The sequence below is a fragment of the Streptomyces sp. NPDC002602 genome (assembly GCF_042889445.1).
GTDB lineage: Bacteria > Actinomycetota > Actinomycetes > Streptomycetales > Streptomycetaceae > Streptomyces.
Map to the genome: position 1 here is coordinate 1 of NZ_JBIAQX010000013.1, position 12,598 is coordinate 12,598.

General features: G+C 70.4%; 15 protein-coding genes. 7 read left to right on the forward strand and 8 right to left on the reverse strand.

Annotated elements, in window-relative coordinates; translation table 11 throughout:
- Nucleotides 1-120 precede the first annotated feature (120 nt).
- On the reverse strand, nucleotides 121-294 hold the full coding sequence (locus tag ACFYW3_RS27770; protein WP_351382683.1) for a CsbD family protein: 174 nt from the start codon (nucleotides 292-294) through the stop codon (nucleotides 121-123).
- Between the two features lie 208 nt (nucleotides 295-502).
- On the opposite strand from ACFYW3_RS27770, the gene ACFYW3_RS27775 reads away from it, so the two are divergent.
- Nucleotides 503-664 (forward strand): hypothetical protein, encoded by a 162-nt coding sequence (locus ACFYW3_RS27775; protein WP_053676175.1) that lies wholly within the window; start codon nucleotides 503-505, stop codon nucleotides 662-664.
- Between the two features lie 294 nt (nucleotides 665-958).
- On the opposite strand, the gene ACFYW3_RS27780 is transcribed toward ACFYW3_RS27775, so the two are convergent.
- From ACFYW3_RS27780 to ACFYW3_RS27790, 3 genes are all read right to left on the reverse strand, one after another.
- Nucleotides 959-1,369: an ATP-binding protein gene (locus ACFYW3_RS27780; protein WP_351756414.1), complete on the reverse strand. Its 411-nt coding sequence runs from the start codon at nucleotides 1,367-1,369 to the stop codon at nucleotides 959-961.
- A gap of 141 nt (nucleotides 1,370-1,510) precedes the next feature.
- A complete protein-coding gene (locus ACFYW3_RS27785; RefSeq protein ID WP_351756416.1) occupies nucleotides 1,511-1,858 on the reverse strand; it encodes an STAS domain-containing protein in 348 nt (115 codons plus the stop codon).
- Between the two features lie 230 nt (nucleotides 1,859-2,088).
- Nucleotides 2,089-2,277, reverse strand: coding sequence for a hypothetical protein (locus ACFYW3_RS27790; protein ID WP_351756419.1), 189 nt, complete (start codon nucleotides 2,275-2,277; stop codon nucleotides 2,089-2,091).
- A 283-nt stretch (nucleotides 2,278-2,560) separates the two neighbouring features.
- On the opposite strand from ACFYW3_RS27790, the gene ACFYW3_RS27795 reads away from it, so the two are divergent.
- Together ACFYW3_RS27795 and ACFYW3_RS27800 are read left to right on the forward strand one after the other, a co-directional pair.
- Nucleotides 2,561-3,136 (forward strand): DUF2231 domain-containing protein, encoded by a 576-nt coding sequence (locus ACFYW3_RS27795; protein WP_389387688.1) that lies wholly within the window; start codon nucleotides 2,561-2,563, stop codon nucleotides 3,134-3,136.
- A 477-nt stretch (nucleotides 3,137-3,613) separates the two neighbouring features.
- The gene (locus ACFYW3_RS27800; RefSeq protein WP_351756424.1) at nucleotides 3,614-3,925 is read left to right on the forward strand and encodes a hypothetical protein; all 312 of its coding nucleotides are present in this window, start codon (nucleotides 3,614-3,616) and stop codon (nucleotides 3,923-3,925) included.
- 288 nt (nucleotides 3,926-4,213) lie between these two features.
- Here ACFYW3_RS27800 and ACFYW3_RS27805 read toward each other — a convergent pair whose 3' ends face one another.
- The gene (locus ACFYW3_RS27805) at nucleotides 4,214-5,617 is read right to left on the reverse strand and encodes a PLP-dependent aminotransferase family protein (protein WP_389387689.1); all 1,404 of its coding nucleotides are present in this window, start codon (nucleotides 5,615-5,617) and stop codon (nucleotides 4,214-4,216) included.
- Nucleotides 5,618-5,678: 61 nt separating this feature from the next.
- On the opposite strand from ACFYW3_RS27805, the gene ACFYW3_RS27810 reads away from it, so the two are divergent.
- From ACFYW3_RS27810 to ACFYW3_RS27820, 3 genes are all read left to right on the forward strand, one after another.
- Nucleotides 5,679-6,389: a YitT family protein gene (locus ACFYW3_RS27810; protein ID WP_389387690.1), complete on the forward strand. Its 711-nt coding sequence runs from the start codon at nucleotides 5,679-5,681 to the stop codon at nucleotides 6,387-6,389.
- A gap of 104 nt (nucleotides 6,390-6,493) precedes the next feature.
- Nucleotides 6,494-6,616: a hypothetical protein gene (locus ACFYW3_RS27815; protein WP_351756433.1), complete on the forward strand. Its 123-nt coding sequence runs from the start codon at nucleotides 6,494-6,496 to the stop codon at nucleotides 6,614-6,616.
- On the forward strand, nucleotides 6,604-7,722 hold the full coding sequence (locus ACFYW3_RS27820; RefSeq protein WP_389387691.1) for an NAD(P)-dependent oxidoreductase: 1,119 nt from the start codon (nucleotides 6,604-6,606) through the stop codon (nucleotides 7,720-7,722). The genes ACFYW3_RS27815 and ACFYW3_RS27820 overlap by 13 nt, the downstream gene beginning before the upstream one ends.
- A gap of 322 nt (nucleotides 7,723-8,044) precedes the next feature.
- Here ACFYW3_RS27820 and ACFYW3_RS27825 read toward each other — a convergent pair whose 3' ends face one another.
- Nucleotides 8,045-8,560 carry a hypothetical protein gene (locus tag ACFYW3_RS27825; protein WP_351756439.1) on the reverse strand — a complete coding sequence of 172 codons (516 nt, stop codon included), beginning with the start codon at nucleotides 8,558-8,560 and terminating at the stop codon, nucleotides 8,045-8,047.
- A gap of 266 nt (nucleotides 8,561-8,826) precedes the next feature.
- On the opposite strand from ACFYW3_RS27825, the gene ACFYW3_RS27830 reads away from it, so the two are divergent.
- On the forward strand, nucleotides 8,827-10,656 hold the full coding sequence (locus ACFYW3_RS27830; protein ID WP_389387692.1) for an alkyl/aryl-sulfatase: 1,830 nt from the start codon (nucleotides 8,827-8,829) through the stop codon (nucleotides 10,654-10,656).
- Between the two features lie 23 nt (nucleotides 10,657-10,679).
- On the opposite strand, the gene ACFYW3_RS27835 is transcribed toward ACFYW3_RS27830, so the two are convergent.
- Nucleotides 10,680-11,339 carry a response regulator transcription factor gene (locus tag ACFYW3_RS27835; RefSeq protein WP_351756445.1) on the reverse strand — a complete coding sequence of 220 codons (660 nt, stop codon included), beginning with the start codon at nucleotides 11,337-11,339 and terminating at the stop codon, nucleotides 10,680-10,682.
- Nucleotides 11,336-12,511, reverse strand: coding sequence for a sensor histidine kinase (locus ACFYW3_RS27840; protein WP_389387693.1), 1,176 nt, complete (start codon nucleotides 12,509-12,511; stop codon nucleotides 11,336-11,338). The genes ACFYW3_RS27835 and ACFYW3_RS27840 overlap by 4 nt, the downstream gene beginning before the upstream one ends.
- Between the last annotated feature and the right edge of the window lie 87 nt (nucleotides 12,512-12,598).

A 12,598-nucleotide genomic window follows, 5' to 3' on the forward strand; every position in this document is an offset into this window, starting at 1 on the left:
GGCGCGCCCCGCTCGCACTCCCCCACGCTGTTTTTTTTACCCCCACCCCCCCCCCCCCCCGCGGGGGGGGGGGGGGGCCCCCCCGCCGGCCCCCCCCCCTCCAGCACGTTCGCCCTGAGGTCAGTCCTTCAGGACGTCCTTGATCTTCTCCTTGGCCTGGCGCGCGTCGCCCTTGGCCTGTTCGGCGCGGCCTTCGGCGGTCAGGCGTTCGTTGCCGACGAGACGGCCGGCGGTTTCCTTGACCTTGCCCTTGGCCTGCTCGGTCTTGGCCTGGGTCTTCTCTTCACCGGACACGGTCATCACTTCCAAGTGGTAGAGAACGCTTACGCAGGAACGTCTGCCCACTTATGGCGAGACAAACGTGTCGACGGGTCGGCACATGGGAGACGCGAGGCGATGGAAGGGCTGTGCGGCTTCCCGCCTGGGCGGATAAGAAACGCCTAAATAAGAAACGCATGTGCGGGGATCGGCAGGGCAGAAGACGCTTCGGAGGTTGATAATCATGGTTCCCCTGCTTCTTGTTCTTTTGCTCGCTCTGATTCTTTTCGGCGCCGGTTTCGCGGTGAAGATCCTTTGGTGGGTCGCGATCGCGGTGTTGGTGCTGTGGCTGGTCGGTTTCGTCGCCCGTCCCAAGGGAGGTAGCGGCCGCTGGTACCGCTGGTAGCGGTTCAGGCGTACGGACTTCGGCCTACCGCTTCGGCGTACCGACTTCGGCGTACTTGCGCGAGGCTTACGGGGCCCACCCCTTCACCGGGGGTGGGCCCCGCCGTCATGTCCGGTCCGGGCCCGGTGTCATGTCCGGTCCGGGCCCGGTGTCATGTCCGGTCCGGGTCCGGCACTGGTCGGTGGTCAGCCTCGCGGCATTGCCGCCGACCTCCGCCGGCGGCTCGGTCGGGGGAACGTCGACGTGGCGTGGCCGGTGCCGTCACGAGGTCAAGCCCGTGGCCGGGAATCGGGTTCAGGCGAGGCGTAGTTCGGCGTTGATGGTTTTGCCGTCGAGGCGCGTGCGGATGTCGACTCGTTGGGTGAGGCGTTTGATGAGTGGCCATCCGTAGCCGCCGGGCCGGTCGGGGGTGCCGGTGCGGGGCTGGGGGGTGTGGGGGTTGGCGTCGGCGACGGACAAGAGGAGGGTGTCGTCGGCGATTTCGGTGTGGAACGCGGTGAGGCCGCCGCCGTGGCGGATCGCGTTGGTGACGAGTTCGGAGGTGACGAGGAGGGTGTCCGCGGCGGTGACGCTGTCCAGGCTGATGCCCGCACGGCGCAGGAGGTCGCTGACCCTGGCGCGGGCGGCGGCGGCGTTGGCCGGTACGCGAGCGGGGTCGGCCGTCGGTGGTGCCGGCGGGTGGGGAGCCGGTGTCGCGACGGTCATGGGACCGCGGTCCTCTCGGTATCCGGAGCCGCGGCCGTCATCGGCTTCTGTGGACGCGTTCATACCGTCATCGCCTGCCCATCGTCGGGCGCGTCATGTGGTGACACGCCGGTTGGGACGGGGGACGTGCACGACGTGGGCTCAGCATGTCATCGCGGTCTCCAGGGAGTCCGTCATGCGGAACGCGGGTCCGGATCCGGTCACCTCGAACAGTCGGCGGATCGCCACCTGTAGTGGGCCCGCGAGAACGAGAACCACTCCCGCCGCCATGTGAGCCTTCCGTGCGTCGAACAGTGCGTGGAGGACGGAGGAGTCCGCGAATTCCGCTTGGGACAGGTCGACCACCGTGCGGGAAGCGCCGCGTGCCGCTGCCTCGACGAGAGCCCGAGCAAGATCCGGCGCGCTCTCACCGTCGAGATCACCGCGCAGGCGTACGACGGTCATGCCTTCGTGCGTGGTCGTGGTGACCACCGCTTCGTCTCCGTTCACCACGCCATGTTCCTACATGGCGAACGGCCGAATCGGCCCGGGTCCCCAGAGGACCCGGATCACGTACAAAGTGCACGCCGTGATGTCCCGCGGGCGCGTCACAGGAGCCCCACCCGGGAGCCCCCCGGGCGGCCCGCCGACGAGCGGCCCGGGCCCGACCCGGGTCTGGATCAACCAGGGACCTGGTACGAGCCCTCGCCCGGGTCCGGGTCCGGGTCCGGGTCAGCCGGTCACGCGTCCGCCTCGCCCGCTCCCTGCACGATCTGCTCCTGCGTGATGACCTGGATCTCGTTGGTGAGCTCGTTGCGAATCCGGTACACCGCATGCGGTCCCGGATCGCGAACCTCCTCGACACGGCCGTGGTGTCGGCCCTCTCGGCCATCGCGGTAGCCCACCCGGTCGTTCTTTTCGAGCGCCATGTTCTCCTCCTGGAGCGCCCGTCCCCGCCCGCCGAGGCCCTGGCGCGCTCTGGCGGCGTAAGTGGCGGCGGATACGGGTTCCGCTCGGGCTGCGTCTTCCCTCCCGGCGAGCCCCCATGCCGACCGTCGTCTTCGATGGTCGCGGCAGTCGGGGCGTTAACGGCGTTAACGGTGGCTACGGCAGGGGCAGAGCCCACCCGGGAGGCTGACATCGCAGGGCCTTGTGGGCGCACCCGCCCGTCCGCCGTCGGGGGCGCCGCGCGACGGCGGGTAGGTGCTGCGCATGGACACACACATCTCCGACCTTCCCGTCCCTCCCGGCCGATCCGCCCTGGGGACGGCGTCGACGTGGTGGCTGACGGCACTGGACCGCATCGAGCACTCGACACAGGTGGACCCGGCCGTGCGGGCACTGCGGAAAGCGATCCGCGCGCTGCCGCTGGGCGGGACGCGTGATCTCCTGCGCGGCCGGGCACTGGGCCATCCCGTCCATCCCGTTCTGGTGCAGGTGCCCATCGGCTGTTGGCTGTCGGCCGCCGTTCTGGACTTCGTACCGGGAGCTCAGTGCGGGGGAACCGTCCTCACGGCGGTGGGCCTGGCCGGTGTGGCCCCGGCGGCCGTGGCCGGCTGGGTCGACTGGGCCGACCTCCCACCCGAGCAGGCCCGGGTGGGACTCGCTCACGCGGCCTCCAACGCCGTCGCGGTCACCTGTTACGCCATCGCCCTCACGAACCGGCTGAGTGGCCGGCGGACGAAGGGTCGACTGTGGTCGGTGGCAGGGCTGACGGCCGTCGCCGTCACCGGCGCGCTCGGAGGCCACGTGGCCTACCGCCAGGCGGTCGGAGCGTATCCGGCCTAGCTAGTCCTGTGACCGGAAAGGTTCACCGTGTCGGGGCGCCCGGCACGGCACCTCGCCGCGTTGTCGGACCGCCCGAGTACGTCCCGTACAAGCGGCAGTCCTTCGCCTTGCGATGCACCGCACCGGACACCGCGCCCCGGCAACCCCTCCCGGCCACAGCACTGGCCGCCGGCGAACGCCGGCGTGACCTCCAGCGGGAACTGACCTGCGACGGACTGCGGGCCGCCGAGGCGAAAGGCAACAAGGGTGGACGCCGGCCGGCTGCCACGGGCGACACGATCGCCGACGTGCACGCCGCATACTTCGACGGCCAGACCACCGCCGCCCTACGCCGAGCACGACCTACAGCTACCGTGATCGAGCCGAGGATCCGCCGGACAGGCCCTGGCCGCAGGGACGGACAACGCCGCAGAGCCGGCAGGCAGGCGTTCGGCTCAAGGTTGGTTGCCGCGTGCCCGGTGGGGGCAAGCGGTTCCCGTGACTCGGAAACCCCCGCCGGACACCACCCCGGACGGTCATCACGTCGTCATCGGCGGACGACGGTGGCGCGCCACCGACCCGGCCATCCCCGATGACGTGAGCGCCCGCCTGCGCGTCCATCTGATGGCTGCCCGGCGGGCCGTCGGCGTCGCGCTTCGCGCCCACGACCCCCGGGCCGAGCGCGCGGCCCGGGACAGGGTGCGGCTGGCGAAGGTGGCTCTCGGGGAGCGCGGTGCCCCGTGGTGGGAGCAGAGCCCCGAGGAACGGCGCACGCGCTGGCAGGAGGGCCTGGCCGCGTTGGACGCCTAGTGCCGTGGCCTGGGCGGAGCGTGCAAGCCGTGTCGTGTGACGGCCGGCGGGTCGGGGTGTCGCGGCGTCGTGGTCGTGGTGTCGTGGTGTCGAAACCTGTCCCCGAGGAAGGGCATCCGATGCGCAGCGTGACCTACTCGATGGGTTCGGCCGGTGCTCCGTCCTGCGACCGGCGGATGAGGGACACGGATCCCGGTTTCCCGACGCGGCCGGCTGCGACAGGTCATGAGATCGGTCATCAGTTTGGTCATGAGTCCGGTCATGGCCTCGGTCATGGCGTCGTCGCGCTCATGCGACGGGTGCGGGGGTGTGCGTTCCGGTGGCGCCGCGGAGGAGCGCCTGTTCGGCCTGTGCGAGTCTGCGGATCCCCTGGACCAGTTGCCCCGGAGGGAGTGTGTACGGCAGGCGGATGTTGCGTTCGAAAGCGCCTCCGACCCCGAAACGTGGTCCGGCCGCGATCGTCACCCCGTGGTCGGGCGCCACGGCTGCGAGCCGTGAACTGATGGGCTCGTGGAACGTCGCCCAGAGTGTCACACCCCCGACTGGCTGAAGGGTGTGGACGTTCGGCAGGTACTCGGTGAGTGCTTGCCGCAGGGCGTCACGTTGTGACCTGAGGTGCTGGAGCGTGTCGGACCGCCGGGTCTGATGCTCATTCAGAAGACTTGCCGTGGCGAGCTGTTCGACCACAGGGGTGCCGAGGTCGGTGGTGGGACGGGCTTGTGCGACGCGTTCCAGGAGAGAGGGCAGCGCGCGGATCCAACCTGTGCGCAGGCCGCCCCAGACGCTCTTGGACACCGAGCCGATGCTGATGGCTGTCGGCATGTGCGCGGCCAGGGGTTCCGGGCTCGGAATATCCAGGGCCAGATCGGTCATGGTCTCGTCGACGACGGTGGGACACGCGAGCTTGAGCCGTTGGCGCACGCTCGTGGACATGCACATCCCGGTCGGGTTGTGGAAGTCGGGGATCAGGTAGGCCAGGTTCGCGGCTCGCCCCACCGCTTGGAGTTGCTCGGTGTCCCAGCCGTAAGAGCCCACGGCAGAGCCCATGGCGACGGGCAGGAGACGGGCGCGCGCTTCGGTGAAGGTCGTGATGGCGTGCGGGTAGGTCGGATGATCGATGAGGACCTTGTCGCGTGGCGACACAAGCACGCGCGTCAGGAGCGCCAGCGCGTGCTGTGCGCCGTTGGTGATCAGGATGTGGTCGGGCCGGGTGGGCAATCCTCGCCGTTGGTACCACTCGGCGACTGCTTCGCGCAGCTCCGCGGTGCCGTAGCGGTCGTAGCCGTGCCGCTCGAAGTGTCGTGGAAGCTGTTCGAGAGCCGTCGCGAACGCGGCGTGGAGGATTTCGACGGGCGCGGCCGGCGCCGCGAAGGACAGGTCGACGGTGTCCGCGTCCGTGCGGACCGGTTGCCGGGGCGGGGCGTCGCCGGGCAGCCGCACCGTCGCCCTGGTACGGGCCTGTGTGGCGAGGTATCCGTGCTCGACCAGCGTGCGGAACGCGGCACCGACGGTGGTCCTGCTGGTGCCGAGCGCGGTGGCCAGGTCACGCTCGCTCGGCAGGGCCGCGCCGAGGGAGACGCGTCCATCCAGGATGAGCAGACGCAGTCTGTCGGAGAGACGTTGATGCGCCGGCCCCGGCCCCTCCTGCCACGTCCCCAACATCCGCGCCACCGCGTGCGAGCTGATCTTCACTCGACCAGCATAGTCAATCTGGCTATGGAACCCAGGGCCAGATGCCCCGAAGACTCACCGCATGGCACCTCCTGCCTCCACGGCACACACCTCCGTCCCGGCTCCCCACCACCCGCCCGTGCTCCCACGCATGAACGCGCTCGCCCAGGTCCGGGCAGCCCGGAAAGCGCGTCGCATCCCCCAACTCCTGTTCGGCTTGGCGGGCTACGGGGCCGCCGTCATGATGCTCGTCCAGTCCGGGCTCGGCGCGGCGGGCTGGAACGTGCTCACGGAAGGGACGGCCACGTCTCTCGGCGTCTCGTTCGGGCGGGCGACCAACCTGATCTCACTGCTTGTGCTCCTTGCGTGGATCCCCCTGCGAGAACCGCCCGGGCTGGGCACGCTCCTCAACGTGGCGATCGTCGGCTTCGCCGCCGATGCCACCGCCACTGTGCTCCCCCACCCACAGGGACCACTCACCCGGATCGGATACCTCGCCCTCGGCCTGGTCGCACTGGCGTTCTTCGACGCGCTCTACCTCGGGGCGCAGTTCGGCTCGGGGCCACGCGACGGCATCATGACCGGACTCGTTCGACTCACACACCTGCCTCTCGCCGTGGTCCGCACCGGCGTCGAGGTCACCGTCGCCGGCGCCGGATGGCTTCTGGGGGGAACGCTCGGCATCGGAACCGTGCTGATCGCACTGTGCATGGGACCTCTGGTCGGCTGCTTCCTCCCGCTGGTGGCGGTTCGCCTCCCCGAGGCCTCCGCACGCGCACGGCGCGGCCGATGAACCTCCACCGTTGCCCTTGTCACCTGTTGTGGCTCGTAGTCTCGTAGGGCTCGTAGTCTCGTAGACCTCGATCGCATCGCGACGAGTTCCCGGAAGGAGCGGTCATGAGTCCGCACAACTCTCCCTGCCACATACGCGAGTTGCGGTTCAGGGCGCTCGGGAGAGACACGCTGCTGGACCGCCCCCGCGCCACGTCCGTCGAGCAGGGGCACGGGTGGGGCGCGTGAGGGCGGGGGCGCGGGACTTTCGCACCTCCGCCCGGGTGCTCGTCGTGGATCCGGCGCCGGGCGAGACGGCACTCACGGAACTGACCGCCCTGGTCGATCTCGGCCTCCGCCCGACCGTCAACCTTCGGCGCGTCCCGGACGCCGGCCTCCGGGCACGCATCGAGGCCGAGTGGGAGACGGTCGACTTCGACGGCTTCTCGGAAGAGCAACTGACCGAACAGATCGAGGCAGACGGGGAAGGGTACGAGGCCCTGAAGTGCCGGGCCGGGATCCCCCTCACTCAAGCCCTGCTGGAGCGGGCCACGGCCGGCGGTCTCCGGCGGCGTCTCTCGCTCGTCGGGAGGGCCGCCGCCGGGTCCGACACCTTCGACCACGAGGCGGCGCGGCGGCTGGGAGTCGCCATCCGGACGACGCCGGGAGCGAACGCGCACGCGGTTGCCGAACTCACCGTGGCGCTCATGCTCGATGCGCTGCGCGATGTCTCCCGGCGCGCGCACGCCCTGCGCGAAGGCTCCTGGAGCGCGGCGATCGAGGGCCTGCCCACGGGCAGTCTCGCGGGCGCGCGGGTCGGGCTGGTGGGCTCGGGGTCGATCGCCCGAAGGGTGGCCGATCTGGTGGGCGCGTTCGGCGCCGAAGTCCGGGTGTTCGGGTCGCCGCGGTTCACCGATGAGCGGGCGGCGGGTTGGCCCGGCCGTCGGGTGGAGACCCTCGCCGACTTGCTGACCGGCTGTGACGTGGTCTCGGTCCACGTGCCGGCCACTCCCGAGACGGCCGCCCTCATCGGGGTCGACGAGCTGCGGATGATGCGCCCCGGATCGGTTCTGATCAACACCGCCCGAGCGAGCGTCGTCCCCGAAGCGGCGCTCGACCGCGCGCTGCGGGACCCGGAGTCCGGACCCTGGCGGGCCGCGGTCGACGTCTTCGACGTGGAGGGCCCCGGCTTCTCCTCGCCCCTTGCGGACAACCCCCATTGCGTCCTGTCCCCCCACGCGGCGGGCATGACCCGGTCCGCGATGCAGACGGCGTCACGACGGCTCCTGGAGGAGTTCGAGCGGTTCCTGCGGCAGCCAGGCCCGCCTGGGCCGTCTCTTTCGGATCTTGCCTGACCCGCGCCGCCCGGCACCGCACCTCGCCGCGTTGTCGAGGCACCCGAGGACGTCCAGTACTCGGGAGCCTCTCCGCCTTGCGATGCACGGCACCGGACGACGCGGGCCTGACCGGCACGATCCGAAAGAGACGGCCCAGCCCCTCCCGGGAAGGGCCCCGCTGAGGTGGGGCGAGATGCTTTCCCGCCGTGTCTCGTCGCGGGCGGGCCGGGGGTGCCCGGCGGGCTTGTCAGACCCGTCAGGCCCGTCAGGTCCGTCACCCGTCACCCGTCACCCGGCAGGTCTGGCAGGTCTGTCAGATCCGGCAGGTCCGTCCGGTCCGTCAGGGTGACGCCGGGGAGGGTGTCGGCGCCGTCGAAGGCGTGAGCGCGGTCGCGGGAGGCGAGGTGGCGGCGGACGGGGTGCTGTCACCGTCCACGCACTTCAGCAAAAGGAAGATCGGCGCCTCAACTCCTTGGGCCACCTGCCCTCCGGGGAGGCCTGCCGTGACAGTCCAGTTGCTCTTCGTCAGCGTAAGCGTCCCGTTGCTCATGTCAGGACCGGCCTGCCAGCCATGTTCGGAACGGGCCCGCACGAAGGCCGCCTTGAGGGCGGTGACCGCCGTCTCCGCCGCATGCCGTCCCATGAGCTGTTCGAGACAGATGCCGTTGAGGTTCGGGGGTTTCCGCTCCACCGTGATGCCTTCCGCCGCCAGTACGGACGTCATCTCCGCGACCGCCGTGTCCGCGGGCAGCGGGCCGAGATCTTGCCGCGGAGAGGAACAGGCCGTCGCCGTCGCTGTCACCAGTGCCGCCATGGCCAGGGACGCCACGGCTGTGCGCCTCTGTCGTCGTCGCACGATGATCTCCACCCTGTCTGCTCTCCGCCTCTGCCGTCCGCCGTCCGCCGTCTGGCATCAGCCAAATCAGCCATCAGCCATCAGTCGTGTGCACGGCCGGCCAGTCTCCCATCCCGCCGATCATGACGGGGCACCGGCACCGGCACCGGCACCGGCACCTGCTCCAGCACCGCTCCGCTCCGCACCGCGCCGCCCCGACCGAACCGGTTGCCCGAGCCCCGCCCCGGCGACGAGTAAATCGCTCCTCTTTGGGTTATTTGTTCCCTATGACTGATCTCGACTACGCCGACAACTCCGACTTCGAGGACGCCGAACGGGGCTTCGTCGCCGCCCTCGCACCGGCGATCGTCCGGGCGGACGACGGTCGCGTCATCTGGGACGGTGACGCGTACGGGTTCCTGGCCGCGGACTGCCCCGACACCGCGCACCCCAGCCTCTGGCGGCAGAGCCGGCTGTGCGACAAGCAGGGCCTGTTCGAGGTGACCGAAGGGATCTACCAGGTCCGGAACCTGGACCTGTCGAACATGACGCTCGTCGAAGGTGACACCGGTGTCATCGTCATCGACCCGCTGATCTCCGCCGAGACCGCGGCCGCCGCGCTCGCGCTGTACCGCGAACACCGCGGCGACCGCCCGGTCACCGGGCTGATCTACACGCACTCGCACGGCGACCACTTCGGCGGCTCACGCGGGGTCCTGCCGCACGGCCACGCCCCGGTGCCGGTGCTCGCCCCGGCCGGGTTCCTGGAGCACGCGGTGGCGGAGAACGTGTACGCGGGTGGCGCGATGACCCGCCGCGCGGTGTACATGTACGGCGCCGAACTGGCCAGGGGGCCTGCCGGGCAGATCGGCGCGGGACTGGGCATGACGACGTCGAAGGGCACGATCACCCTCGTACCGCCGACACTGGACATCACCCACACCGGCCAGGAGGAGACCCTCGACGGTGTGCGGATCGTCTTCCAGATGACACCGGGCACCGAGGCGCCCGCGGAGATGAACTTCTACTTCCCCGACCGGCGCACGCTGTGCATGGCGGAGAACGCCACGCACACCATGCACAACATCCTGACCCTGCGCGGCGCGTTGGTCCGCGACACCCGCGTCTGGGCGCACTACCTGAGCGAGACGATCGCCCTGTTCGGCGACCGGGCCGAGGTCGCGTTCGCCTCCCACCACTGGCCCACCTGGGGCCGGGAGCGCATCGTCGAGCACCTGGCCGGCCAACGGGACATGTGGGCGTACCTGCACGACCAGACCCTTCGCATGATCAACCAAGGCCTGACCGGCCTGGAGATCGCCGAGTTGATCGAACTGCCGCCGGCCATCGCGCGCCGGTGGGCCGACCGCGGCTACTACGGTTCCGTCAGCCACAACGTGAAGGCCATCTACCAGCGCTACATGGGCTGGTTCGACGGCAACCCCGCTCACCTGTGGGAACACCCGCCGGTCGAGCAGGCCCGTCGCTTCGCCGCCGACTACGGCGGCGTTCCCGCGCTGGTCGCCAAGGGCGAGGAGTACGCCGCCACCGGGGACCTGCGCTTCGCCGCGACGCTCCTGGGACACGCCGTCTTCGCCGCCCCCGAAGACACGGCAGCCAAGCGGGCACTGGCCTCGGTGTACGAGAAGCTCGGCCACGGCGCGGAGAACGGCACCTGGCGCAACTTCTACCTGATGGGAGCCCAGGAACTGCGCGGCACGGTCGCGCACACCACCCTGGACGCGACCAACCCCGAGATGGCGATGGCACTCACCGTCGACATGCTCGTCGACTCCCTCGCGATCCGCGTCGACGGGCCGCGCGCATGGGACGAGAAGCTCACGATGAACTGGAACGTCACCGACGAGGGCCGCACCTGGCACCTGCTGCTGGCCAACGGAGCACTCACCTACCGCAGCACCGACACCGCCGCGGAGGCGAACGGGCTCGCCCCGGCCGCCGACCTCACCCTTACCCTGACCAAGCCACAACTGCTCGCCGTCCTGGACGGCAAGGGCCTTGACGGCGTGAACGTCCAGGGCGACCCGCAGGTCTTCGCGACCCTCGCGAGCCTGCTCGACACCCCCGACCCCGACTTCGCCATCGTCACGCCCTGACCGCGGCCGCCCGGGAGCGGGCCTCATCGTGGAGGCGAGACCAGGCCCATCTCGTAGGCGAGGATGACGAGGTGGACCCGGTCGCGCGCGTCGAGTTTGGTGAAGAGCCGTGCGACGTGAGCCTTGGCCGTGGCCACGCTGATGGACAGCTCCTCGGCGATCCCGGCGTTGGACAGGCCGCGACCGACGAGGGTCAGGACTTCGCGTTCCCGGTCGGTGATGCCGTACGTCGCCGTCCGGCGGGTGGCAGTGGGCTCGGGCCGTGCCGCGAACTCCTCGATGAGACGGCGGGTGACGCTCGGGGCTATGAGGGCGTCCCCGGCGGCGACGACCCTGATCCCGTCGAGGATGGTTTCCAGCGGCATGTCCTTGACGAGGAACCCGCTCGCTCCGGCGCGAAGCGCGCCGTAGACGTACTCGTCGTCGTCGAAGGTGGTGAGGACGAGTACGCGGGTCCTCGACCCCGGATCCGCCCTGATCCGGCGGGTGGCCTCGATGCCGTTCATGCCGGGCATGCGGATGTCCATGATGGTGACGTCCGGCCGCAGTTGTCGGACCAGTTCCACCGCGTCGGCTCCGTTTCCGGCGTCCCCCACCACCTCCATGTCGGGGATGTCGGCGATGAGGACCCGCAGGCCGGTGCGGATCAGGGGCTGATCGTCGATCAGGACGACTCGGATCACCTTCCGGCCTCCACGGGCCGGGGCAGGGGTAGCCGTGCCGCGACCCGGAAGCCGCCTTCCGGACGCGGCCCGGCGCTGAACTCGCCGTGCAGCAGGTCGACCCGTTCCCGCATGCCGACGAGGCCGTAACCGGACGCCGTGGGAGTGCCGCCGCAGCCAAGGTCGACGATGTCGACGGCCAGTTCGTCGCGCTCGTAGGCGACCGTCACGGTGCAGTCCCCGATGCCCGAGTGCCGCACCACGTTGGTGACCGCCTCCTGGACGATGCGGAAGGCCGCCAGGTCGACGTCGGAGGGCAGGTCGCGACGGTCGCCCCGCCACTGAAGTGCGACCCGGACCCCGGCGGCCGCGGTCTTGTCGACCAGTCGGTCGAGGGCGGCGAGGCCCGGAGTCGGGTCGAGCGGCGCGGACTCCTGGTCGCTCCGGCGCAGTGCGCCGAGCATCCGCCGCAGGCCGGCGAGGGTCTCCCTGCCGGTGGCCTCGATGGCTTCCAGCGCGTTGCGGGTCTCGGTGGGCTGGGTGTCCATGACCCGGCTGCCGATGCCCGCCTGGATGGTGATGATGCCGATGTTGTGCGCGACCATGTCGTGGAGTTCCCGGGCGATCCGCAGCCGCTCGGCCGTGATCGCCTGCTGGGTGGCCTGGGCGCGTACCGTGTCCGCGTGCGACCGGTTCTGACGGATCGTGTTGCCGATCAGCCAGGCGATGACGACGGTCGACGCGAGGGCGGTCGGCACCGAGAGGTTGAAGGCGTACCCGCTTCCCAGCCGCCAGACCGTGTACGCGGCCAGCGCGCCGACCGGGAGCGCGGCGGAGAGGACCGAGACCCGCCGTGAGCGGGTCGCCGCGGTGTAGCCCACGGCCGCGTCGGCCAGCAGGAAGAGCACGAACGGGGTTTCCCGTACCGGCATTCCGAGCGAGAAGACGGCGCCCGCGAGCGCGACGGCGACGGCGGCCAGTGGCGCGCGGAACAGCAGCAGCGTGCCCAGGGTCGTGACGACGGCGGTGACCAGCAGCGGTGCGTCCTCGATGTTGCCGTTGTACCGGAGCAGACGCTGCAGTTCGTCCGGCCGCTGGAACGTGCGTACCAGGATGAGGGTCGACCAGAAGGCCGCCACCCACACACCCGGTGGCACGCGCTTGAGCAGGGGTGGATGAGGAGTGGCGATCATCAGCCGATCCTATCGACGCGCTCCCACCGGGGCATTGGCCCACGGGCGTAATCCCCCGGGCCACCAGCAGGGCTCACACATGTGAAC